The sequence below is a fragment of the Tritonibacter mobilis genome (genome assembly GCF_001681715.1).
In the GTDB taxonomy this organism is placed as follows: domain Bacteria; phylum Pseudomonadota; class Alphaproteobacteria; order Rhodobacterales; family Rhodobacteraceae; genus Epibacterium; species Epibacterium mobile.
The window spans coordinates 333,089-353,314 of the sequence record NZ_LNWY01000012.1; the positions used below are offsets into that span (position 1 = coordinate 333,089).

18 protein-coding genes are annotated in these 20,226 nt (G+C 62.5%); 9 read left to right on the forward strand and 9 right to left on the reverse strand.

Translation table 11 applies throughout. The features are described from left to right. The first annotated feature begins 74 nt into the window (after window positions 1-74). Both UB90_RS12825 and UB90_RS12830 read left to right on the forward strand, forming a co-directional pair. On the forward strand, window positions 75-1,385 hold the full coding sequence (locus tag UB90_RS12825) for an NAD(P)/FAD-dependent oxidoreductase (protein ID WP_065326111.1): 1,311 nt from the start codon (window positions 75-77) through the stop codon (window positions 1,383-1,385). Between the two features lie 339 nt (window positions 1,386-1,724). Beyond that, complete coding sequence (locus tag UB90_RS12830; protein WP_065331979.1) at window positions 1,725-2,966, forward strand: DegT/DnrJ/EryC1/StrS family aminotransferase; 1,242 nt, start codon at window positions 1,725-1,727, stop codon at window positions 2,964-2,966. Between the two features lie 309 nt (window positions 2,967-3,275). On the opposite strand, the gene phaR is transcribed toward UB90_RS12830, so the two are convergent. Continuing rightward, on the reverse strand, window positions 3,276-3,827 hold the full coding sequence (gene phaR / locus UB90_RS12835) for a polyhydroxyalkanoate synthesis repressor PhaR (RefSeq protein WP_009176322.1): 552 nt from the start codon (window positions 3,825-3,827) through the stop codon (window positions 3,276-3,278). 64 nt (window positions 3,828-3,891) lie between these two features. Here phaR and UB90_RS12840 point away from each other — a divergent pair, with 64 nt between their 5' ends. Further along, window positions 3,892-4,182, forward strand: a complete 291-nt coding sequence (locus UB90_RS12840) for a hypothetical protein (RefSeq protein ID WP_065326051.1) — start codon at window positions 3,892-3,894, stop codon at window positions 4,180-4,182. Window positions 4,183-4,361: 179 nt separating this feature from the next. On the opposite strand, the gene ampC is transcribed toward UB90_RS12840, so the two are convergent. After that, window positions 4,362-5,504 (reverse strand): class C beta-lactamase, encoded by a 1,143-nt coding sequence (ampC, locus tag UB90_RS12845; protein WP_065326052.1) that lies wholly within the window; start codon window positions 5,502-5,504, stop codon window positions 4,362-4,364. Window positions 5,505-5,596: 92 nt separating this feature from the next. Here ampC and UB90_RS12850 point away from each other — a divergent pair, with 92 nt between their 5' ends. Continuing rightward, the gene (locus UB90_RS12850) at window positions 5,597-6,478 is read left to right on the forward strand and encodes a LysR family transcriptional regulator (protein WP_065326053.1); all 882 of its coding nucleotides are present in this window, start codon (window positions 5,597-5,599) and stop codon (window positions 6,476-6,478) included. Between the two features lie 235 nt (window positions 6,479-6,713). Here the strand turns inward: UB90_RS12850 and UB90_RS12855 are convergent, their stop codons facing one another. The 3 genes from UB90_RS12855 to UB90_RS12865 form a co-directional block, all read right to left on the reverse strand. Then, window positions 6,714-7,160 carry a phasin family protein gene (locus tag UB90_RS12855; RefSeq protein WP_005638392.1) on the reverse strand — a complete coding sequence of 149 codons (447 nt, stop codon included), beginning with the start codon at window positions 7,158-7,160 and terminating at the stop codon, window positions 6,714-6,716. Between the two features lie 309 nt (window positions 7,161-7,469). Further along, window positions 7,470-8,636, reverse strand: a complete 1,167-nt coding sequence (locus tag UB90_RS12860) for an HPP family protein (RefSeq protein ID WP_065326054.1) — start codon at window positions 8,634-8,636, stop codon at window positions 7,470-7,472. A gap of 132 nt (window positions 8,637-8,768) precedes the next feature. Further along, window positions 8,769-10,154, reverse strand: coding sequence for a short-chain fatty acyl-CoA regulator family protein (locus UB90_RS12865; protein ID WP_074712551.1), 1,386 nt, complete (start codon window positions 10,152-10,154; stop codon window positions 8,769-8,771). A 128-nt stretch (window positions 10,155-10,282) separates the two neighbouring features. Between UB90_RS12865 and UB90_RS12870 the strand changes: the two genes are divergently transcribed. Genes UB90_RS12870 through prpB form a run of 4 tightly spaced genes read left to right on the forward strand, consistent with a single transcriptional unit; the run spans window position 10,283 to window position 14,269 of the window. Beyond that, entirely contained in the window at window positions 10,283-10,660 is a 378-nt protein-coding gene (locus UB90_RS12870) for an acyl-CoA thioesterase (protein ID WP_065326055.1), read from the forward strand. Next, window positions 10,657-12,168: an MmgE/PrpD family protein gene (locus tag UB90_RS12875; protein ID WP_065326056.1), complete on the forward strand. Its 1,512-nt coding sequence runs from the start codon at window positions 10,657-10,659 to the stop codon at window positions 12,166-12,168. Before UB90_RS12870 ends, UB90_RS12875 begins: the two co-directional genes overlap by 4 nt. A gap of 12 nt (window positions 12,169-12,180) precedes the next feature. After that, on the forward strand, window positions 12,181-13,350 hold the full coding sequence (gene prpC, locus UB90_RS12880) for a bifunctional 2-methylcitrate synthase/citrate synthase (protein ID WP_065326057.1): 1,170 nt from the start codon (window positions 12,181-12,183) through the stop codon (window positions 13,348-13,350). A gap of 4 nt (window positions 13,351-13,354) precedes the next feature. Beyond that, window positions 13,355-14,269, forward strand: coding sequence for a methylisocitrate lyase (gene prpB / locus UB90_RS12885; RefSeq protein ID WP_065326058.1), 915 nt, complete (start codon window positions 13,355-13,357; stop codon window positions 14,267-14,269). A 10-nt stretch (window positions 14,270-14,279) separates the two neighbouring features. Here the strand turns inward: prpB and UB90_RS12890 are convergent, their stop codons facing one another. Then, window positions 14,280-15,905 carry an ankyrin repeat domain-containing protein gene (locus UB90_RS12890; protein WP_065326059.1) on the reverse strand — a complete coding sequence of 542 codons (1,626 nt, stop codon included), beginning with the start codon at window positions 15,903-15,905 and terminating at the stop codon, window positions 14,280-14,282. Window positions 15,906-16,555: 650 nt separating this feature from the next. Here UB90_RS12890 and UB90_RS12895 point away from each other — a divergent pair. Beyond that, complete coding sequence (locus UB90_RS12895) at window positions 16,556-17,302, forward strand: hypothetical protein (protein ID WP_406707386.1); 747 nt, start codon at window positions 16,556-16,558, stop codon at window positions 17,300-17,302. Window positions 17,303-17,459: 157 nt separating this feature from the next. Here the strand turns inward: UB90_RS12895 and UB90_RS12900 are convergent, their stop codons facing one another. The 3 genes from UB90_RS12900 to UB90_RS12910 all read right to left on the reverse strand — a co-directional run bounded on the left by UB90_RS12900 (window position 17,460) and on the right by UB90_RS12910 (window position 20,026). Next, the gene (locus UB90_RS12900; protein WP_065326061.1) at window positions 17,460-18,143 is read right to left on the reverse strand and encodes an ABC transporter ATP-binding protein; all 684 of its coding nucleotides are present in this window, start codon (window positions 18,141-18,143) and stop codon (window positions 17,460-17,462) included. Next, window positions 18,136-19,419, reverse strand: a complete 1,284-nt coding sequence (locus tag UB90_RS12905; RefSeq protein ID WP_065326062.1) for a lipoprotein-releasing ABC transporter permease subunit — start codon at window positions 19,417-19,419, stop codon at window positions 18,136-18,138. The genes UB90_RS12900 and UB90_RS12905 overlap by 8 nt, the downstream gene beginning before the upstream one ends. 88 nt (window positions 19,420-19,507) lie before the next feature. Then, a complete protein-coding gene (locus tag UB90_RS12910; protein ID WP_227512092.1) occupies window positions 19,508-20,026 on the reverse strand; it encodes a DUF2937 family protein in 519 nt (172 codons plus the stop codon). Between the last annotated feature and the right edge of the window lie 200 nt (window positions 20,027-20,226).

A 20,226-nucleotide genomic window follows, 5' to 3' on the forward strand; every position in this document is an offset into this window, starting at 1 on the left:
ATATTTATGAGAAGCTGAAAGACCAGCCCCCTGCGATCAAACTCCAGGGGTGGCAGACCCATGAGGCCGACCCGATGGCGCTGAACCTTCTGCACGCAAACGACCGCCCCGGCAAATACCCCCAAAGCTGGTATGCCGCCACCGCGACGCCGGGGGTACATTACCCCTCGCTTTCGGGCGGGGTGCGGGCGGATGTCTGCATTGTGGGCGCGGGCTATACGGGGCTTTCCGCAGCGCTGCATCTGGCCGAAGCAGGACGCTCGGTGGTGCTGTTGGATGCGCAGCGGGTGGGCTTTGGGGCGTCGGGGCGCAACGGTGGCCAGCTTGGCTCCGGCCAGCGTCAGGACCAGGAAGCGCTGGAAAAAATGGTGGGGCAACAGGATGCCACCCATCTCTGGGCCTTGGGCGAAGAAGCCAAGGATCTGGTGAAATCCCTGATCGCCAAGCACCAGATCGACTGCAACCTGAAACCGGGCGTCGCTTGGACTGCGGAGAGCGCGCGGGACGTGCGACATCTGCATGACTATGGCCACCACCTGCAAGACCGTTATGGCTATGATCAGATTGAGATTTTAGATCAAGACGCCTGTCATGCCATGTGCCCCTCACCCGCCTATAAAGGCGGCATTCTGGACCATGGTGCCGGGCATCTGCATCCGTTAAATTTTGCTCTCGGTCTCGCCCGTGCAGCAACTGCCGCAGGCGCGCAGATTTATGAACGCAGCGAAGTCTTTGCCATCGAGGACGGCCCGCAGGTCGAGGTGCGCACCGGCGAGGGCACCGTGCGCGCCGATCATCTGATCCTCGCCTGTAATGGCTATCTTGGCGGCCTGAACGAACAGGTCGCCGCACGGGTGATGCCGATCAACAATTTTGTCGCCGCAACCGAGCCTCTGGGCGATGCCGCCGCGCAGGTTCTGGCCCGTGACGTGGCGGTGGCGGACAGCAAATTTGTGGTGAATTACTTCCGCCTCAGCCATGACAAGCGGCTATTGTTTGGCGGCGGCGAAAGCTATGGCTACCGCTTTCCCAGCGATATTGCCGCCAAGGTGCGCGGCCCAATGAGCGAGATCTTCCCGCATCTTCGCGATGTTAAGATCGACTACGCATGGGGCGGCACTCTTGGGATCACTATGAAACGGCTGCCCTATCTGGCACGGGTCTCGCCGCGCATCCTTTCGGCCTCTGGCTATTCCGGGCATGGGGTGGGCACGGCCACCCATGCGGGCCGTCTGATGGCCGAGGCCGTTGCAGGCCAAAGCGACGGATTCAACACCATGGCCCGCATTCCCACCACGCCCTTTCCTGGCGGTGCGCGTATGCGCTCGCCGCTGCTGGTGCTGGCAATGACGTGGTTCTCATTGCGCGACCGGCTTGGGATCTGATCCGGCCTGTCGCGGGAGCCTTACCCGCAGTTTTAGATATCCAGGGGCTCAGCCCACAGTTTTGTATGCTCGGGGGCTCTGCCCACAGTTTTATATGTTCGGGGGCTCCGCCCCCGGGACCCCCGAGGTATTTCTGAAAAGATGAAGCAGACCTAAATCCAGCGAATCTGGTTTATTACTCAACGGGCCGCTTGCCGCACTTTGAGGGCAAAAACCCCCGCCTGAAGGCAACAGTTTCGTGAAATTCCTGCCAACTAAACCCCTGAGTACAGGGGAATCCTTGGCTTCCTTGCGTCGTTGTTTTATAATTTTGAAAAGGTAAATTCAGGATTTTGAAATATGAAGCAGGCATCCTCCCCCCAAGTCCCGAACACCGAGGTTCCAAATGTGCATCAGGGCGAGCCAATCCCTGAGGCTGCGCGCGAAGCGATCGAGGCTTTGATGCAATCGGGCGATCTGTTTCGCTATACCGCGCCGCAGGATGCGCCGGTGTCGCTGCTTGAGACAGAGTTTGCCGAGCTTTTGGGCTCCAAATACGCGTTGGCGGTGTCGTCCTGCTCGGCGGCGCTGTTTTTGTCGCTGAAGGCGCTGGACCTGCCCCGGGATGCGCGGGTCTTGATCCCCGGCTTTACCTTTGCGGCGGTACCATCCTCGGTGGTGCATGCAGACTGCGTGCCGGTGCTCTGTGAGGTGGGCGAAAACTACCGCATCAATATGGCGGATTTCGAAGCCAAGCTCGATCAGGATATCGCGGCGGTGATCATCTCGCACATGCGCGGACATACCTCGGATATGGATGCGATCATGGCGCTCTGCGAGGCGCGTGACATCCCCGTGGTCGAGGACGCGGCCCATTCGCTCGGCACCACATGGCATGGGCGCAATATTGGCACGCTTGGCAAGGTCGGGTGTTTTTCGTTCCAATCCTACAAGATGCTGAACGCCGGCGAAGGCGGTATTCTGGTCACCAATGACGCCGATGTGGTGGCGCGCGCGGTGATCATGTCCGGCGCCTATGAACACAACTGGCAGAAACACAAACCCGCCCGCGGCGACAACGGCACCGCGCTGGCAGAGGCTTTTGGCCGCTGGCAGAACCTGCTGCCGCTTTATAACCTGCGGATGAGCAACCTCTCGGCCGCTGTCATTCGCCCCCAGATCCCGGAGCTGGCGCGCCGGGTCGCGGATGGGCTGAAGAACCACGACTACGTGGCGGCAAAACTGAATGCGCATGCCAATTTCCACGTCCCCGCGCCTTTGGTGCCGGAGCGGCGCGCCCCGGATTCGATCCAGTTCAATCTGGTCGGCATGGATGATGCGCAGATCGAAGCCTTTGCGCAGGCCACCGCAGACAAAGGTGTGAAGGTCCAGATCTTTGGCCGCTCCACCGACAATGCTCGTGCGTTCTGGAACTGGCAGTTTCTGAAGGATCTGCCGGAGCTGCCCGAAACCCGCGCCATGCTGATGCGCGCCTGCGACGTGCGCCTGCCGGTGCGGCTGACGCATGAGGAGCTGGATGTGATCGCGCAGATCATTTTGTCCTCGGTCGAGGAAACCATGGCCCGCGCTGCAGCGGCCTGACCGATCGGTCAGCCTTTCAAATTCCTCAGGGTCGCGTGAAGACGCGGCCCTTTCTTTTTTGATCTGCCTGTGCCACCTGCCCCCGCCGCGCGTCAGCGCGGCGCCCGGCCCAACTGGCGGCGCCACATCTTGATGTGGCGCCGCTGGACGGGAGCGCTCCCGCGCAGCTGCAGGACATCAAAGATGTCCTGCAGCCCCTTGGGCCGGGCAGCGCGCCTGCGGCGCGCTGCCCTCCTCTCGGATTTCACCGAACCACAAAAAAGCCCCGGATGATCCGGGGCCTTCTGATCGCTGGTGGCACTCTGCCGCTTAGCTCAGTTTGGAGAGCTTTTCCTGCAACTCCGCCAACTGGCGTTTGATGGCGCTGAGATCTTCTTCGCCTTCGGTGCCTGCGCCTTCTTCGCCGCCACCGGTCCAGCCGCCGCCAAAGCCGCCTGTCATCGCCTTGAGGAACGCCTCTTGCTGAGCTTTCATCGCCTCGAACCCCGGGATCTGCGCCATCGGGTTCATGGCGTTCATATTCTCCATCATCTTCGATTGGCTGTCGCGCAGCATATCGAATGAGGCCTGCAGGAACTGCGGCATCACCCCGCCACCGGGCACCATATAGCTGCGCACCAGATCATTGAGCACATTGACCGGCAGCACGTTTTCGCCCCGGCTCTCATGTTCCGCAATAATCTGCAGCAGGTATTGGCGGGTCAGGTCATCGCCGGTCTTCAGGTCGAGGATCTGCACCTCGCGCCCGTCGCGGATAAAGCCCGCGATATCTTCCAGCGTCACATAATCGCTGGTCTCGGTGTTGTAGAGCCTGCGGCTGGCATAGCGTTTGATGAGCAGAGGCTTATCCTGTTCCGCCATTCTCTTTTCCCCCGGAATTCTGCGCGTTGCAGAAAATCCTAGGCGAGCCGCTCACAAAAAGAAAGTGCTGAAAGCAAAAGGAGATGCCACCATTGCCACCACATTGGCTGCTCAGACGGTGCTGCGTCTGCGATATCGCTTTGGTCAGCAGCTCTTCCTCGACAAAAAACTCGCGAATCGAGGCCACGGGGATCGAGCGATTGGCGAGGCCCCGGTCGATTTTCGCTGCGACAGCGGTGCAGACCATTTCACCTATATGGACAGCCCGCCGCCAGGCGCGGTGGATGCCCACCCGGATCGTGCCGCCTTTTTGCGTGAACTGGCCTCGGACCTGCGTGCGTTTGCCAGAGGCTAGCCCCCAGTGCCCCTGTCCTTACAGTCAATCGGGCACCACCACACTCTGCGTTGGTGTCCCAAATGACCGTGTTGCCGCCGAAATTATTGAACCGCCCACTAGCGAAAGTCCGGTGAGCGGGATAAAACCGACCTTCGCCACGCCCTTGCGAGCATGCCGATGCCGTCGGTAACATTGCCTCATTCAGCAAGAATGCGTGTGATCAGGTCAAGGGTCGCGCGGACCCGCGCTTCGTTGGGATAGTTGCGGTTGGCAAGGACCACGACCCCCAGATCTTTGCGAGGGACCAGAGCAATATATGCACCGAACCCGTTCGTGGCGCCCGTCTTGTTCAGGATGATATCCTCATCGGACCGATCCGCCCCCTCATGCATCGGTTGGGGATTGAGGATGAAATCATAGCCATTCCCCTCCACCATACGTTCCGGTGCGACAGGCCAGGGATAAGCCTCCCAGATCATGGCCTGCGTATAAAGTCGCGTCTGGAACTGCCCCTTCTGAGTGCGAGACACCGCATTTCGGATTTCGGGAGAGACATCCCCCTTTGCAAGCTCCACGTCCAGAAGTGTCAGCATGTCACGCGCAGAGGACTTTACACCATAGGCTTCATCGTCAAGAACGCCGGGCGTGACACGGATTGGCGCATTCGTTTTCCGGTCGTAACCATATGCGTAAGAGGCCGCCGCGTCCTCGGGAACATCGATCCACGTATTCGTCAGCCCGAGCGCAGGGAGGAGATCCGTCTGCAGGGCATCAGTATAGCTTATGCCCATCGCGTCGGAGGTGATGCGCCCCAGAAGGCCAATACTGATATTGGAGTAGCTGCGCGCCCCCGGTTCAGATGGCTGCCAGTCCGCCAGCCAGTCCACCAGTTGATCGACATCTGCCACCTCACTTGGAACCTGCAAGGGCAAGCCACCGGAATGATGCGTTGCAAGATCCATCAGCGTCAGCTCCCCTGCCGGTGCCCCTTGCAGGGCCGGAAGATAGGTCGAGACCGGCGCATCAAGCGACAACTGTCCCCGCTCCTCGGCCAAGGTCGCCAACGTGACATTGAAAATCTTACTGATGGAGCCAAGCTCGAACAGCGTATCAGGCGTCACAGGCCGCTGATCCTCGCGCGAGGCCAGCCCGGTTTGATAGAACTGGTGCTGCCCATTATGGGTTACGCCGACGATCAGGCCGGGGATATCGTAGTCCGCGATTACATTCTCAAAGCTTGCGGCGGCGTCAGTTTCAAACCTCTGCTGGCTGTCTTGCGCAAACACTGGGCTAAACGAAGCTGTCACGATCAGGGTGGAGAGGAGGGAGTTGCGTTTCATGTCTGGTCCATTTCAGTTTTCGAGGCTGAAATATCCGCAGCGGCGCGCAATAAGAAGACGACAACATATTGACCTGCATATAAGCTCAGCTCATGCCAGATCGTCCCGACATTCCCCTGAATGCCTTGCGCACCTTTGAGGTGGCCGCACGTCAGGGCAGCTTTACCCGCGCCGCCATAGAACTTCGCGTGACGCAAGCGGCGGTCAGTCACCAGATCGCGCGGCTCGAGGATGTGCTGCGCGTGACCCTGTTCCACCGCACCCCGGCGGGACTGGTCATGACCGACGCCGGACAGGCGCTGTTCCCGGTGATGGAGCGGGGGTTGGACGACATTGCCCGCGTGCTCGACCGCGTTGCCGGTGGCCCGCCGACCGAAATTCTCAACATCGGCGCCGTGACAACCTTCGCCGTGGGGTGGCTCATTCCCCGGCTTCAGGCCTTTGATCGGGCGCATCCCGGAATCACGCTGCGTCTGTCCACCCACAACAATCGCGTGGAAATCGCCCGCGAGGGATTGGATGCCGCCATTCGCTTTGGCGACGGCCAATGGCCGGGGGTCGAAGCCTATCACATCATGGATGCGCCCATGACGCCGCTCTGTTCCCCCAATCTGGACATCCAGACCCCGGCGGATATGCGCAAGCACACGCTGTTGCGCAGCTACCGAGCCGATGAATGGTCCGCTTGGTTCGCGCAGGCCGGAGAGGCCTGTCCTTCCCTCACAGGGCCGGTTCTGGACAGCTCGCTTGGGCTGGCGGATGTTGCCGCCGAGGGCTTCGGCATCGCGCTGTTGCCCGTGTCGATGTTCCAACACCATCTTTTTTCAGGTCGATTGGTACGCCCGTTTGCAACGACCGTGACACTCGGGAGTTACTGGTTAACCGTGCCCAAGGATCGCCGGATAACGAGTGCTGCAAAGATGCTGCTGGATTGGATGCAAAATGAAGCGGGCGATCGCCAAAGTAGTGAATGATTAGATCCGGCTTGGCCTCAATCCCCTCGTCGCGAGACACATGAACATGGGCCGACAATATCGCTCCGGCATAGGTCAGACGGCTAGCCAATCACCCAATACGCACAGGCCGCACATACAGGCCGCAAACACAGGCCGCACATACAAAAGGGCAGGCGCGCGGCCTGCCCTTTTCTTCGGGGTCTCATCTCTTGGGAGGAGAGCTAAGTGAGCCCCCGGACTTTCCTTGCGGCGATTATTTCGCAGCAGCAGCTTTTTTCGCAGCGGTGGAGACCTCTTCGGTGGCCTTCTTCACAGCAGCGGTTGCTTCCTCGGACATGTCCTTGCCAGCCGCCATCAGCAGCTCAACGGTGTCCATCTGAACTTTTTTGGCAACTTCAGCAAAGGCCGCCATGTTCTCAGCCGCAACTTCAGCAGAAGCGGATGCGAAGTCGGTTGCCGCTTTGGCGTAATCCGCAGGCTCTGCCTTCGCTTTGGAGATTTCACCCATTTTGGTCAGGGTGTCTTTGGTCCATTTGGAGGAGATTTCTGCGTTCTTCTCAGCGGCTTGCAGCGCAACGGAAGACAGTTTTTCGTTCAAAGCTGCGGTGTTCTTGAAGAAATCTTCCATCGCGGATGTGTCAACCGGGAAGGATGCCATCATGTCTTTCATCATAGCGGAAAAATCTTGGGTCTTGGCCATGGTACTCATTCCTTAATTTACGTGTCCCCGGCCACGAGCCGGTGGGGTCCCGAGCGGGCCACTCCCGCCGTTGCCCACAATATGCATGCCGCAGCGCAGCATTTCAAGAGATTTTTGCTGCGTTGCAGAAAATTCATCCTGTTTTTACGAAACTGCCATCTGAAGTGCCCGCCTTCTGTCCCCACCTGTCCCCATAGGGGACAGCCTGCACCCATCTGCAGTCTTGGCCCCAATCAGAGCGGCTTATCCCGAACACACGTGATGCCGCATGTGCGCAATTGCGCCCCTGCCCGCGTCCTCAGATTGCCCTCAGACCGCACTCTGGTCCGAGAGCGATTTATGCGCCAAGGCGGCGATCAGATCGGTGCCGGTCACAATGCCCACCAGACGCTCTTCGTCCAGCACCGGCACCGCATCGACCTCCCCGTCCGCCATCATCGGCAACAGCTGCGCAACCGGTGCATCCGGGCTTACATAGGGGCTGGAAGCATCCATGATATCCGCCGCCCGCAAACGCCCCGTTCGCCCCGTGCGTCCCCCTGCCAGCAGATGCCGCAGCGCCGCGATATATCCGCCCTCCAGCGCCAGCGCCTCGCCCCGCGCTCGGGTGATCAGATGCAACTGAAAGATCACTCCCAGATACCGCTCCCCCTCGCCAACCACCGGGATCGAGGTGATCCGGTGCTGTGCAAACAGATCCGCCACCTCAGAAAGCCGCGCGCCGGGGGAGACTGTGATCAGGTCACACGACATCAGATCCCGCGCCGCAATCGCGCCGCTGCCATGGGTTGCGGCCTGCAATTCCGCCGCACTGATCAGCCGCGCCAGATCCTCCACCCCGAGGTTAAAGCTCTGCCGATAACGGTCCAGAAGCGCGCTCAGCTCGTCTTGCGAGAGGCCAAGCCGCTCTTGTGCGGGACGATCCCGGGTGCCCTGCGGGCTTGGGTCATCGAACTGGCGAAACGGGTAGCGCCGCCCGGTCAGCCGCGCATAGGCCGCAGCCAGGATCACCAATGCGACCGTCCCCACGGCCACCGGCGCCAACGCGAACCCAAAGCCCAGCCGCTCCACCGCCTCGGGGCTCATGGCGGCGGTCATCGCAACCGCGCCCGCAGGGGGATGCACCGCGCGGCACAGCATGGTTGCCGCAATCGCCAGGCCCACCGCCAAGGCCACCCGCAAGGCCGGGTCCGCCACGCTCAGACAGACCGCAACCCCCACCAGTGCGGCAACCGTATTGCCCACAATGGCCGACCACGGCTGTGCCAGCGGGCTGTTGGGCACCGCAAACAGCAATACCGAACTGGCCCCAAACGGGGCCACCAGATACAGCCCCAGTTGCAGATCCACCGCAGGTGACAGCAGCAACAGACCAATCAGCGCCAGCGCCACCACCGCGCCCGCCCCCGCCCGCAGCGCCTCTGTCGCAGGCACCCGCGCCACCGCCGGACCAAGGGATCGAAGAAACTGCTGCATAGGCTTGGCTCCTGCGGCGCGCGGCCTGCCATCCGCCAGAGGGGCACAGGCCCTCTGACCCACCGCAGGCCTGCGGGGTCAATACTTTGGCGCAAAGTTTCACCCTCGGAGGTGAAATGCAATCACCCGCCGCTATTGACCCGAATAGGGCGCAAAGCTGGTGCGATCCGCATCCGTGCGCGCCGGACGCCCCGACATGGGAAAGGCCCGCTGTGGGCAGGCCGGGCGGTCACAGACCTTGCACCCCGCTCCGATGGGGGTCGCCAGATCCGGATTGCGCAGATCGACACCGCGCGCATAGACCAGCCGCTCCGCATGGGCCAGATCGCAGCCCAGCGCCACCGCGAACCGTTTGACCGGCGCACCAAAGCCACCGGTGCCATGGCTCACCGTGCGCGCGATCCAAAGATAGCTGCGCCCATCCGGCATCTGCGCCACCTGCGTCAGCACCTCGCCGGGGCGGGAAAACGCCTCATAGACGTTCCACAGCGGACAGGAGCCGCCAATGCGCGAGAAATGAAAATCGGTGGCCGATTGCCGCTTGGAGATATTGCCCGCCCGGTCCACCCGGATAAAGAAGAACGGCACCCCCCGCGCCTCGGGCCGCTGCAGGGTCGACAGGCGGTGGCAGGTGGTTTCAAACCCCACGCCAAAGCGATGCGCCAGCCGCTCGATGTCATATCCTTCGCTCTCTGCCGCCTCCAGAAAGCTGCGATAGGGCAGGATCACCGCACCAGCGAAATAATTGGCAAGGCCGATGCGCAGCAGCGTGCGGGCATCCTCTCCGGCAAGGCCCGCGCCATCCGCAAGCTGCGCGATCACATCCCCCTGCTCCAGAAATGCCAGTTGCGTGGCCATCTGAAACGCCCGCTGCCCCGGTGTCAGCCGCGACGACAGATGCAGCACCCCGGCACTATCGTCAAAGCGACGCAGGGCGCTGGTGTCGTCATCCATCGACACCCGAATCCCATGCCGCCCCGCCAGCCGCTCGCTCAGCCCCTCTGCCATTCGCCCGGCGCGAATGCCCTGCCCCAGCGCCTCGCCCGCCTCATCAAGGGCGGCGATATAGTTGCGGTTGTGATAAAAATAGTCGCGCACCGCCTCAAAAGGCGCAGGCTCCGCACCCGTCTCGCCACTCAGACGCCCGGCCATCAGATCGACCTGTTCAGATGTGTCCCGCAGCCGGTTTTGCATGCTGATGATCGCCTGCGCGATGCCCGGCATATTGGCCGCAATCTCCCGCACCTCCGCCAGCGAGGCCGCAGCGCCCTGATCCGCCAGTGCGGCCCGCAAATCCGGGATCAGCCGGGCTTCTTCCGCCTCGGAGAACAGCTGCACATCCAGACCAAAAACCGCGTTGAGCCGCAACAACACCGGCACCGTCAATGGCCGCTGATTGCGTTCCATCTGGTTCAGATAGCTCGGGCTCAACTCCAGCGTCCGGGCCAGCGCGGCTTGGGTCATGCCCCGCTCCTCGCGCAGCCGTCTGAGGCGTACTCCCATATAGGCTTTCTTCACACCACCACCTTCGCAAACTTCGCAAAACTCAATGCAACCCTTCGCAAGATTACGCATTTTCAGTAGTTTAGCCTATGTGTGCGGTTGTGAAAAGGTGGTGTTGCGAAACTTGCGAAGGCCCGGACGGCATGACCCAGCCCCCCTCAATCACCACCTCGGAATTGATCCTGCCGGATCAGGCCAATCACTACGGAACCCTGTTTGGCGGCCACGCGCTGCGGCTTTTGGCCAGTGCCGCCTTTGCCGCGGCCTACGCCACAGCCGGGGGCGCGGTGGTCATGGCGGCGGTGGAGCGGGTGGATTTTGCCAGCCCGGTGCCCGTGGGCAGCCTGCTCGGTCTCGCCGCCCACGTGCTTGAGATCAGGCACAGCTCCATGACCATCACCGTCACCGGCACGCTCGGCGCGGAACACGTGCTGACAGCACGGTTTGTGATGGTCGCCGTCGATGCCGAGGGCCGCCCCCGCCACATCCCTTCACCCTCCAAAAAGGAAGCGCAGTCATGAAGACGCATGAAGTTCGGACCTATAAATCCGCCGAGGATTTGCCCCGCGAAAACCAACTGGCCTGGAAAATCGCCGAAGTGGCCGCCGATCCGGTCGCGGTGGATGCTGATGTGACCGACATGATTATCAACCGGGTGATCGACAATGCCGCGGTCGCCGCAGCCTCTGTCGCGCGCCGCCCCGTCGCATCCGCCCGTGCCCAGGCCCTGAGCCATCCGATGTCCCCCGGCGCAACCGTTTTTGGCGTCGACAGCGCGCAGCGTGTCAGCCCCGAATGGGCCGCCTACGCCAATGGCACCGCCGTGCGCGAATTAGACTTTCACGACACGTTTCTGGCCGCAGACTACTCCCACCCCGGCGACAACATCCCGCCGATCCTCGCCGTGGCCCAGCATTGCGGTCTGTCTGGCGCGGATCTGATCCGGGGGCTTGCCACCGGCTATGAGATCCAGGTGAACCTCGTCAAAGGCATCTGCCTGCATGAGCATAAGATCGACCATATCGCCCATCTTGGCCCCTCGGCGGCGGCGGGCATCGGCACCTTGCTGAACCTGCCCACAGAAACGATCTATCAGGCGGTGCAGCAGGCCCTGCATGTGACCACCACCACCCGCCAGAGCCGCAAGGGAGAGATCTCCTCGTGGAAAGCCTTCGCCCCGGCCTTTGCGGGCAAAATGGCGATCGAAGCGGTGGACCGCGTGATGCGAGGCGAAGGCGCGCCAAGCCCGGCTTGGGAAGGCGAAGATGGTTTTATCGCGTGGCTCCTCTCCGGCCCCGAAGCGGTCTACCATGTACCCCTGCCCACCTCTGGCGAGGCCAAACGCGCCATACTGGACACCTACACCAAAGAGCATTCCGCCGAGTATCAGTCGCAAGCGCTGATTGATTTGGCCCGCCGCATGGGGCCAAAGGTCGGTGATCTATCTCAGGTCAAATCCATCCTGATCGAGACCTCGCATCACACCCACTATGTGATCGGCACCGGCGCCAATGACCCGCAAAAGATGGACCCCAACGCAAGCCGCGAGACGCTTGATCACTCCATCATGTATATCTTCGCGGTCGCGCTCGAAGATGGCGGTTGGCACCATGAGGCCAGCTACGCCCCCGCCCGCGCCCAGCGCTCGGAAACCAAGACGCTCTGGCACAAGATCACCACCAAGGAAGACCCCGAATGGACCCGCCGCTACCACGCGCGCGATCCCAAGGAAAAAGCCTTTGGTGGCAAGGTCACGATCACGATGCAGGATGGCTCCACCGTGGTGGACGAACTGGCGCTCGCGGATGCCCATCCCGATGGTGCGCGCCCCTTCAAGCGCGAGCACTACGTCAAGAAATTCCTGACCCTCTCAGAAGGCGTGCTGAGCGTGGACGCGCAAAAACGCTTCCTGAACGCAGCGGAAAGGCTGGCGGATCTCAAGGCAGGCGCGCTGGACGCACTCAATTTCACGGTCGACGCCGCGCGCCTGGGCGCACCGCGCCCGACTGGCATTTTCGACCGGAGCTGAGGAGGACAGACCATGACACCCCCCACCAGAAAACCAAAGAAATCCGTGGCGCTTTCGGGCGTCACCGCAGGCAATACCGCGCTCTGCTCTGTCGGACAAAGTGGCAATGACCTGCATTATCGCGGCTATGACATTCTCGATCTGGCCGAGGCCTGCAGCTTTGAGGAAGTGGCGCATCTGCTGATCCACGGGCATTTGCCTTCGGACGCCGAACTGACCAGCTATCGCCACAAGCTGCGCGGCTTGCGTGGCCTGCCGCGCGCGGTGCGCGACACGCTGGAGGCCATCCCGGCAGCGGCGCATCCGATGGACGTGCTGCGCTCCGGCGTCTCGGCGCTGGGCTGCGCGCTGCCAGAGGCCAGCGATCACAACCTTGCCGGGGCGCGCGACATCACCGACCGGCTGATCGCAGCGCAGGGCTCCATGCTGCTCTATTGGTATCACTTCGCCCAGAACGGTCGCCGCATCGAGGTAGAGACCGACGACGACAGTATTGCCGCCCACTTCCTGCATCTGTTGCATGGGGCGCAGGCGACCGAGGCGCAGATCCGCGCCATGGACACCACGCTCAATCTCTATGCCGAGCATGAATTCAACGCCTCCACCTTTACGGCGCGCTCCATCGCCGGAACCGGCTCGGACGTCTATTCGGCTGTGACTGGCGCGATTGGAGCCTTGCGCGGTCCCAAACACGGCGGCGCCAATGAGGTGGCGTTTGAAACCCAGCGCCGATACAGCGACCCCGACGCGGCCGAGGCCGACATTCGCGCCCGCGTCGCCGCGCGCGAGGTCATCATCGGCTTTGGCCATCCGGTCTATACCATCTCCGATCCGCGCAACGTGGTCATCAAACGGGTGGCGCAGCAGCTCGCGCGCGAGGCCGGGTCGCTCAAGATGTTCGCCATTGCCGAGCGGATCGAACGCGTGATGATGGAGGTTAAACAGATGTTTCCAAACCTCGATTGGTATTCTGCGGTCTCTTATCACCTGCTTGGCGTGCCCACCGCGATGTTCACCCCGATCTTTGTGATTTCACGCACCGCAGGCTGGGGCGCGCATGTGATCGAACAACGCGAGGACAATAAGATCATCCGCCCCTCTGCCCATTACACCGGGCCTGACAATCGGGCGTTTGTGCCGCTTGCCCAGCGCGGCCAGATCCTCGCGGCAGCGGCGGAGTAGACCCATGACCTATCTCAATGCCGACACCCTGCCCCAACAGAGCGCAGGCCGCCGTTTTCGCGCCTTGATGGATCAACCGGGCATCCTGCGCCTGCCCGGTGCCCACAATGGGCAGGCCGCCCTACAGGCCCGCGCCGCCGGGTTTGACGGGCTGTATCTGTCCGGAGCGGCAATGACCGCCTCTATGGGGGTGCCCGATCTTGGCATTATCACGGTGGATGAGGTCAGTTTCTTCATTCGCCAAATCGCGCGCGCCTCGGGTCTGCCGCTCTTGGTGGATGGCGACACCGGCTATGGAGAGGCCCTGAACGCCATGCATATGGTGCGCTGCTTTGAGGAAGCTGGCGCAGGCGCGGTCCACCTAGAAGATCAGATCCTGCCCAAAAAATGCGGCCATCTCAATGACAAGCGCCTGCTGCCCGCCGCCGATATGGCCGCCAAGGTCGCCGCCGCCACCCGTGCCGCGCGTGATCTGGTGGTGATCGCCCGCACCGATGCCGCCGCCTCCGAAGGGGTTGAGGGCACGGTGGCGCGCGCCAAACTCTATATCGAGGCGGGGGCCGATGCGATCTTTACCGAAGCCCTCACCTCGATCGAGATGTTTCGCGAGATTCGCGCCGCCCTGCCGGGTGTGCGGCTGCTGGCCAATATGACAGAGTTCGGCCGTACCCCCACCCTCACCGCGCAGGAGTTTGAGGATTTGGGATATGACATGGTGATCTGGCCGGTCTCTTCGCTGCGCGTGGCGAACCGCGCCCAGCAACGGCTCTATGAGGCTTTGCAGCGCGACGGGGCCACCACCGCGCTGCTGCCCGAAATGCAAACCCGCTCAGAGCTTTACCAGACCATTGGGCTGGGAGAATTTGAGGCGCTGGATAAAAGCATTATCGCCTCTGCAGCTCCCAACTGGGCGGGCTGACGGCACCTGACTAGCCCACAGGTCCATCCAGCAAACACTCAGTAACCGCATCAGAGAACTGACGCGGTCGTCCCGCCATCAGAACTGCGCCGGGGTGGTTGGGGTCACGCCGTACGCCGGGCAGCCCGTGCTCCAGCAATGCCTCGGCGCAGGCGACCCAATCGCCCTCGGGGACGGGGCGGTTTTGCGAGGCCCAGCACAGGGTGCCAGAGACATCGTCGCCAAACCCGTGCTGCGCCTGCCACGACGCGCCCCGCTCCAACAGGAACCGCGCCATCTGCGCATCGCCGCGAAACACCGCCTGATTGAGCGCACTTGCGCCCCAATCACCACCCTTCACCTCTATCGGCCAGCCCAGTTCCACCATCAGCCGCACCGCCTTTGATGCGCCCGCCGCCGCGAGTTCCGGCAGCAATGTCAGCTCCGCTTCCTTTAGCGCCGCAATCAGCCCCGGCTCTTGGCTAAGGAGATCACGGGCAACGGCAGCCTCGCCCGCAGCACAGGCAGCAAGAAACCGGTCCTGACCGGACATTGCTGTAGGACTGCCCGGTGCGCGCAGCATCTCCGCCACCTCCCGCAGACCATAGCGCAGCGCCAGCTCCCACAGGCTCTGCCCTTGCGCCGTGCGCGCAGCGGGGTCGCATCCCCCCTCCAGCAATACGGCAAAGATCTCCGGTGCGCGCCGCCGCCGGATCGCCCATGCCAGCAAGCCTGCGCCCTGCAACTCCGGCGCGCCCGGCGCAGCCTTCAACAACAGCGCCAGCGCAATGGGTGCATGAAAATCCAACACGCGATAGAGCGCATTGGTGCCAGTAACCCGCGCTCCGGCCTCCAGCAACAGGCGCAGGCAGTCCACATTCTCCACCGCGTGATAAAGCGATTCGCCATCATTGGGATCAGCGCCCGCCGCCAACAGCAGCCGCACCGCCTCCGGGTCGCGGATCACCCCGGCAGCCCCATAAAGCGGTGACAGCGGTGTGGTCTCATCCTGCGCGTGCAACGACGCCGGGGGCCAGCGGCTTGCCACGCTTGCGCTGACGTCCGCTCCGGCCTCCAGCAGCAGCCGGATCACCTCCAGCACAGCGGCGCGGTGTTCGTGTTGGCCAAGCAGACCGGAATGACAGGCCGCCACCAAAGGCGTCAGCATCAGGGGCCCACCCGGCTGGTTGATCCAATCGGTGCCCCTCTGCAGGGCGGCCCGCACCGGCTCCACCGCCCCCGCACCGGCTGCTGTCACCACGCAGCCTTGGGTGATCTCGGGGTGACGCTCAAGAACCTGCGCCGCTGCGCGCGGCTGCGCGCCATCCATATGGCCGCTCAGATCCCCACCATAGGCGCGCTGCGCAAACAGCAACCGCAACGCAGGCACATCGCTCGCCCGCAACCGCAACAGCTCCACCATGGCGCGCAGATCCGCCCATGAGGCATAGCCATACGCCCGCGCAATGCAGGACTGCGCATCCGCCAGCCGCAAACCTGCGGCCTTCAGATCCGCATCACTTGCGCCACGCACCACAGGCAGATGCCGCCGGAACTGGTCCATCGCCTCAGGCTGGTGCCTGCGATAGGCCGCAAGCAGATCCTTGGCCTGACGTTTCAGATGATCAAGATTGGGAGTCTCGGGAAGAGAGTTCATAATAAACCTCCGTGCGCATATCACGCCGATGACCCGCAAATTCGGCTGCACAAAGGTTGAAAACCTTAGGTTAGATCTCTCAAGAGGGCTCAGCCCTTCCCGCGGGTCCGGAAGCGGCTTGACCCGCTGCCTGTTCCTTCGCGCAATCGGTGCGAGCTGTCAAGGTGCGGTGCGGCACGGAGAGGCACAGGGAAGAACGGGGTCGCTGTTGCGCAGGCCGCGCACGCCCCTCTCACCAGAGGTTAAACCCAGCCTGTCATACTGAAGGCGTCGCGACATCGGGCGGCGGGCTGACACCCCGCTGCCACAGGAGAACAGGCCCCAGAGACCACCCCTTCATTGGGTGCAGGGGATCAGGCTTGATGCGGTGAGTGCCGCACCACCTCTCCGCCTCCCCGGGGATCATATCTCTGGTGGCGGCGCCGCCATTCGCTCTTTTGTGCCATGCAGAGGCTGGCCAGACCGCAGCATTATATAGACCCCTACAGGACATGACGCCCCCGCGCTCTCGCAGGTCGGGCGCTTTGGGCGTGCCATAGGCGCGCTCACGATTGTTTCAGAAATCCGACGTAGTGCTGCGGTCTTCGGCCCGCTAAGATGCCGAGAATGGCCGCCCCATATGTATTTCGCTGTATTTCGCCGGAGCACCAATGCCTGCCCAACAGACCTCGCTGCCCAGCCCTCCCCTTCGGCGACGCATGATCCAGACTGGCGCGCTGGCCTCTGTTCTGCTGGCGCTCATGTTTCTAACGGCCTGCGGACGCAGCCCGACCGAGCGCGAACAGATGTTTCTGGGCACCATCCATGGCGACAGTCTGGACTACAGCCGCATGCGACTGGTGGAGGGCGCCCCCTTGCGCGCGGTCACATTTCGCCGCCCCCAGCGCCCGCGTGTCACCTGCCGCGAACGCATTGTCCCGCCGCGCCCTGCAGGCGAAATGGTCACGGCCTCTCCGGCAGCGCTGGCCCTGTTCAATCGCATCTTTTTCACGCGGGAGTGGTTCCTGCCCGACTACACCCCGGAATACCCCGACGCTCTGCATCTGGTAGAGGCCATGCTGCTGGCGCATGAAGCCACCCATGTCTGGCAATGGCAAAACCGCAAATTGACTGGCTACACGCCGCTCAAGGCGCTGCGCGAACACAGCACCTCACCAGATCCCTATCTCTTTGATGTGAATGGTCCTGCGGATTTCCTCGCCTACGGCTACGAGCAACAAGGCACCATCGTCGAGGAATACGTCTGCTGCCGCGCCCTCGCCCCCAAAGCCGCCCGCACCCGCCGCCTGCACGATATGCTCGCAAAAGTAATGCCGGTCTCCGATCTACCCCAAAGCCGCGAACAGGATGTGTACCTGCCGTGGAAGGACGCAACAGTCAACGGCATTTGTGATTAAGGCCTGAGACTAGGGGGCGCTGCCCCCGGCCCCTTGGGCCTCCCCCGGGATATTTTCAGTTAGAAGAAAAATAGAGGAAGCACTTTCCCCTCTTCTAACCACCAATATCCCGGAGCGCGAGGCAGAGCCTCGCTCCCACGGGGCCAGGTTCGGCCACTTAGCGTTGGCGCAAAACGCCCTCTTCCAGATGCAGCACCCGGTCCATGCGGGACGCAAGCTCCAGATTATGGGTCGCGATCAACGCCGACAGGCCGGTTTCTGAGACCAGCCGCATCAGCACCTCAAACACCTGATCCGAGGTCGCCGGATCGAGGTTTCCTGTCGGCTCATCCGCCAACAGGATACGCGGGTTGTTGGCCAGCGCCCGGCAAAACGCCACCCGTTGCTGCTCGCCGCCAGAAAGCGCTGCCGGTCGATGCGCGGCGCGGTCTTTCAGCCCCACAAGCGCCAAGAGTTCGGCGCCGCGCGCCTCTGCTGCGCGTTGGGACACCCCATTGGCGAGCTGCGGCAGAACGATATTTTCCAGCGCCGTGAACTCCGGCAGCAGGTGGTGGAACTGATAGACAAAGCCCACATCCTGCCGCCGCACTCGCGTGCGCTTGCGCTCTCCCGCTCCGGTCATGTCTTGCCCGCCGATCTGCACCGTGCCCGCATCGGCCACATCCAACAGCCCCGCGATCTGCAACAGCGTCGATTTGCCCGCACCGGAAGGGGCAACCAATGCCACAACTTCGCCCGCGCGCAGGGTCAGGTCTGCTCCGCGCAGGACCGAGACCTCCCCGGGCGTGCCCGCCAGATAGGTCTTGCTCAACCCTTCGATCTGCAAGGTGATCTCACTCATAGCGCAGCGCCTCCACAGGGTTCAGCCGCGCCGCGCGGCGGGCCGGGAAAATGGTGACAACAAACGACAGACCCAGCGACAGGCCCACGGCCTTGATCACATCGCCCACCCGCAGTTCAGCCGGTAGCGCGTAAATGCCCCGGATCGACGGATCCCAGACCCCGCCCCCCATGACGTAATTCACAAACGAGAAGATCGGATCGATATAGATCGCAAAGAGACAGCCAAGGATCACCCCAAGCAGGGTGCCGATCACCCCGGTGATCGATCCACAAATGAAAAACACCCGCATCACCGACCCTTCGCTCAGGCCAATGGTGCGCAGGATGCCGATGTCGCGGCCCTTGTTCTTCACCAGCATGATAAGACCGGAGACGATATTCATCGTCGCGATCAGCACCAGGATCGACAGAATCACAAACATCACATTGTCCTCGACCTCCAGCGCCCGCAAGAAGCCGCCAGAGCTGTCACGCCAACTCCAGACGCCATAGCTTTGCCCCGCTGCCTGCAGCAACGGCAGGATGTATTGATCCACCCGCTCGGGATCATCAACCATCACCTCGATTTCATCTGCCGCACCTTCGCGGTTGAAATAGCTCTGCGCCTCGGCAAAGGGCAGATAGGCGCGGGTGTTGTCGATATCATAGCGCCCGGCGGTAAAGACATAGACCACCTCATAGGCGTTCACGCGTGGGCTGGTGCCAAAGGCGGACTTGACGCCGTTGGGCGAGATCAGCTTGACCTTGTCTCCGATGCTGAGGCCCAAGGCACGCGCGACACCCGATCCAATCGCAATGCCTTCGTCAAAACGGCCGAGATCGCCATAGGCCGCGTCGCTTTGGGCAACACCCGGGATCTCGGCCAGATCCGCGGCGTGGATACCATAGACCTGCACACCGGCATTGCGGTCGCCCCGGCTGGCCATCACCTGACCTTTGATCAGCGGGGCCGCCTGCAACACGCCGGGCACCTGCCCTACCGCATCCGCCAATGCGGCATAATCGCTGATGCGTCGATCAAGCGTGCCGGCGTCGGTGACTTTACCATGGGCGTAGACCGTGGCATGGGCGTTGGCGCCCAAAATGGTACCCACGAATTCCGACCGAAAGCCTGAGCGCACCGCCAGTGTCGCGATCAGCGCAAAGACCGCCAGCGTGATGCCGATGAGGGAAATCCAGGTCATTACCGAAACGCCGCCTTCGCTGCGGCGGGCGCGCAAATAGCGCCAGGCAATCATCCATTCGAAACGGGAAAAAGGCGCAGGTGCGGCCATTTAGGCGGTCTTCCTCTTGCGATGAAAATGCGGCTCCGCCAAGGCAGAGCACGTGTCGCGCAGACCCTAGGGGCGCGAGGATGTGCGGTCAAGCAAGCCTGTCGCGGCGGCGCGCACTGCGGGCAAAGAGACGCCGCACCCCCGCCATCAGCCCCCAGGTAAGACCACTGCCCAAAAGCACCCCAACCGCCGCCAGCATCATCGCATCAAGCGAGACCGGCATCGCAGGCTCAAACGCCTGAAGCGTCGCTGAGGCGATCTCACTTTCGGCAAAGCGCCCCAGATGCAGCGCGCGCTCCACCGGGGCCATGGCGCTCAACTCACGCAAGTCAGACGACAGGCGACCATAGCGGTCGATGGTGGCCGCCATGGTTTCGGCGCGCGCGGCCCCCATGTCGCCCCCCTGGGCCAGTTGTACCAAAGCGGCATTGCGCTCCAGCCCAAGCGCCGCCGCATCGGCATCAAACTCTGCCACCGTGCGGCGCAGCGCGTCCACGTGACCACCCAGCCGTTGCAGATAGGCCTGCGCGTAGGCGGGAAACTGTGACAGGCCCACACCTGCGCCCGCCCCACCCAGCAGTGACGCCATCCGCGCAATCATAGTCATCGTCCTTCTCTCACCCCTCAACGCCTATAGGCAGGCACTGGCCCAAAGGTTTCAACCCTCGACCTGAACACGCTATCAAATCGGCCAAAACCCCGCCTGTTAAGGGGGAAAGGGGGGTGCTCCCGCCCCCTTTTGGTGTTTTGCATGCGCAAAACGCCGAAAAGGCGTTGGGGGTAGCGCCGGGCCAAAGGCCCGGCGCT

Coding starts and splice junctions, on each gene's coding strand:
- UB90_RS12825 (WP_065326111.1), top strand. CDS start 75: ATGGCGCTGAACCTTCTGCACGCAAACGACCGCCCCGGCAAATACCCC.
- UB90_RS12830 (WP_065331979.1), top strand. CDS start 1,725: ATGAAGCAGGCATCCTCCCCCCAAGTCCCGAACACCGAGGTTCCAAAT.
- phaR (WP_009176322.1), bottom strand. CDS start 3,827: ATGGCGGAACAGGATAAGCCTCTGCTCATCAAACGCTATGCCAGCCGC.
- ampC (WP_065326052.1), bottom strand. CDS start 5,504: ATGAAACGCAACTCCCTCCTCTCCACCCTGATCGTGACAGCTTCGTTT.
- UB90_RS12850 (WP_065326053.1), top strand. CDS start 5,597: ATGCCAGATCGTCCCGACATTCCCCTGAATGCCTTGCGCACCTTTGAG.
- UB90_RS12855 (WP_005638392.1), bottom strand. CDS start 7,160: ATGGCCAAGACCCAAGATTTTTCCGCTATGATGAAAGACATGATGGCA.
- UB90_RS12860 (WP_065326054.1), bottom strand. CDS start 8,636: ATGCAGCAGTTTCTTCGATCCCTTGGTCCGGCGGTGGCGCGGGTGCCT.
- UB90_RS12870 (WP_065326055.1), top strand. CDS start 10,283: ATGACCCAGCCCCCCTCAATCACCACCTCGGAATTGATCCTGCCGGAT.
- UB90_RS12875 (WP_065326056.1), top strand. CDS start 10,657: ATGAAGACGCATGAAGTTCGGACCTATAAATCCGCCGAGGATTTGCCC.
- prpC (WP_065326057.1), top strand. CDS start 12,181: ATGACACCCCCCACCAGAAAACCAAAGAAATCCGTGGCGCTTTCGGGC.
- prpB (WP_065326058.1), top strand. CDS start 13,355: ATGACCTATCTCAATGCCGACACCCTGCCCCAACAGAGCGCAGGCCGC.
- UB90_RS12890 (WP_065326059.1), bottom strand. CDS start 15,905: ATGAACTCTCTTCCCGAGACTCCCAATCTTGATCATCTGAAACGTCAG.
- UB90_RS12895 (WP_406707386.1), top strand. CDS start 16,556: ATGCCTGCCCAACAGACCTCGCTGCCCAGCCCTCCCCTTCGGCGACGC.
- UB90_RS12900 (WP_065326061.1), bottom strand. CDS start 18,143: ATGAGTGAGATCACCTTGCAGATCGAAGGGTTGAGCAAGACCTATCTG.
- UB90_RS12905 (WP_065326062.1), bottom strand. CDS start 19,419: ATGGCCGCACCTGCGCCTTTTTCCCGTTTCGAATGGATGATTGCCTGG.
- UB90_RS12910 (WP_227512092.1), bottom strand. CDS start 20,026: ATGACTATGATTGCGCGGATGGCGTCACTGCTGGGTGGGGCGGGCGCA.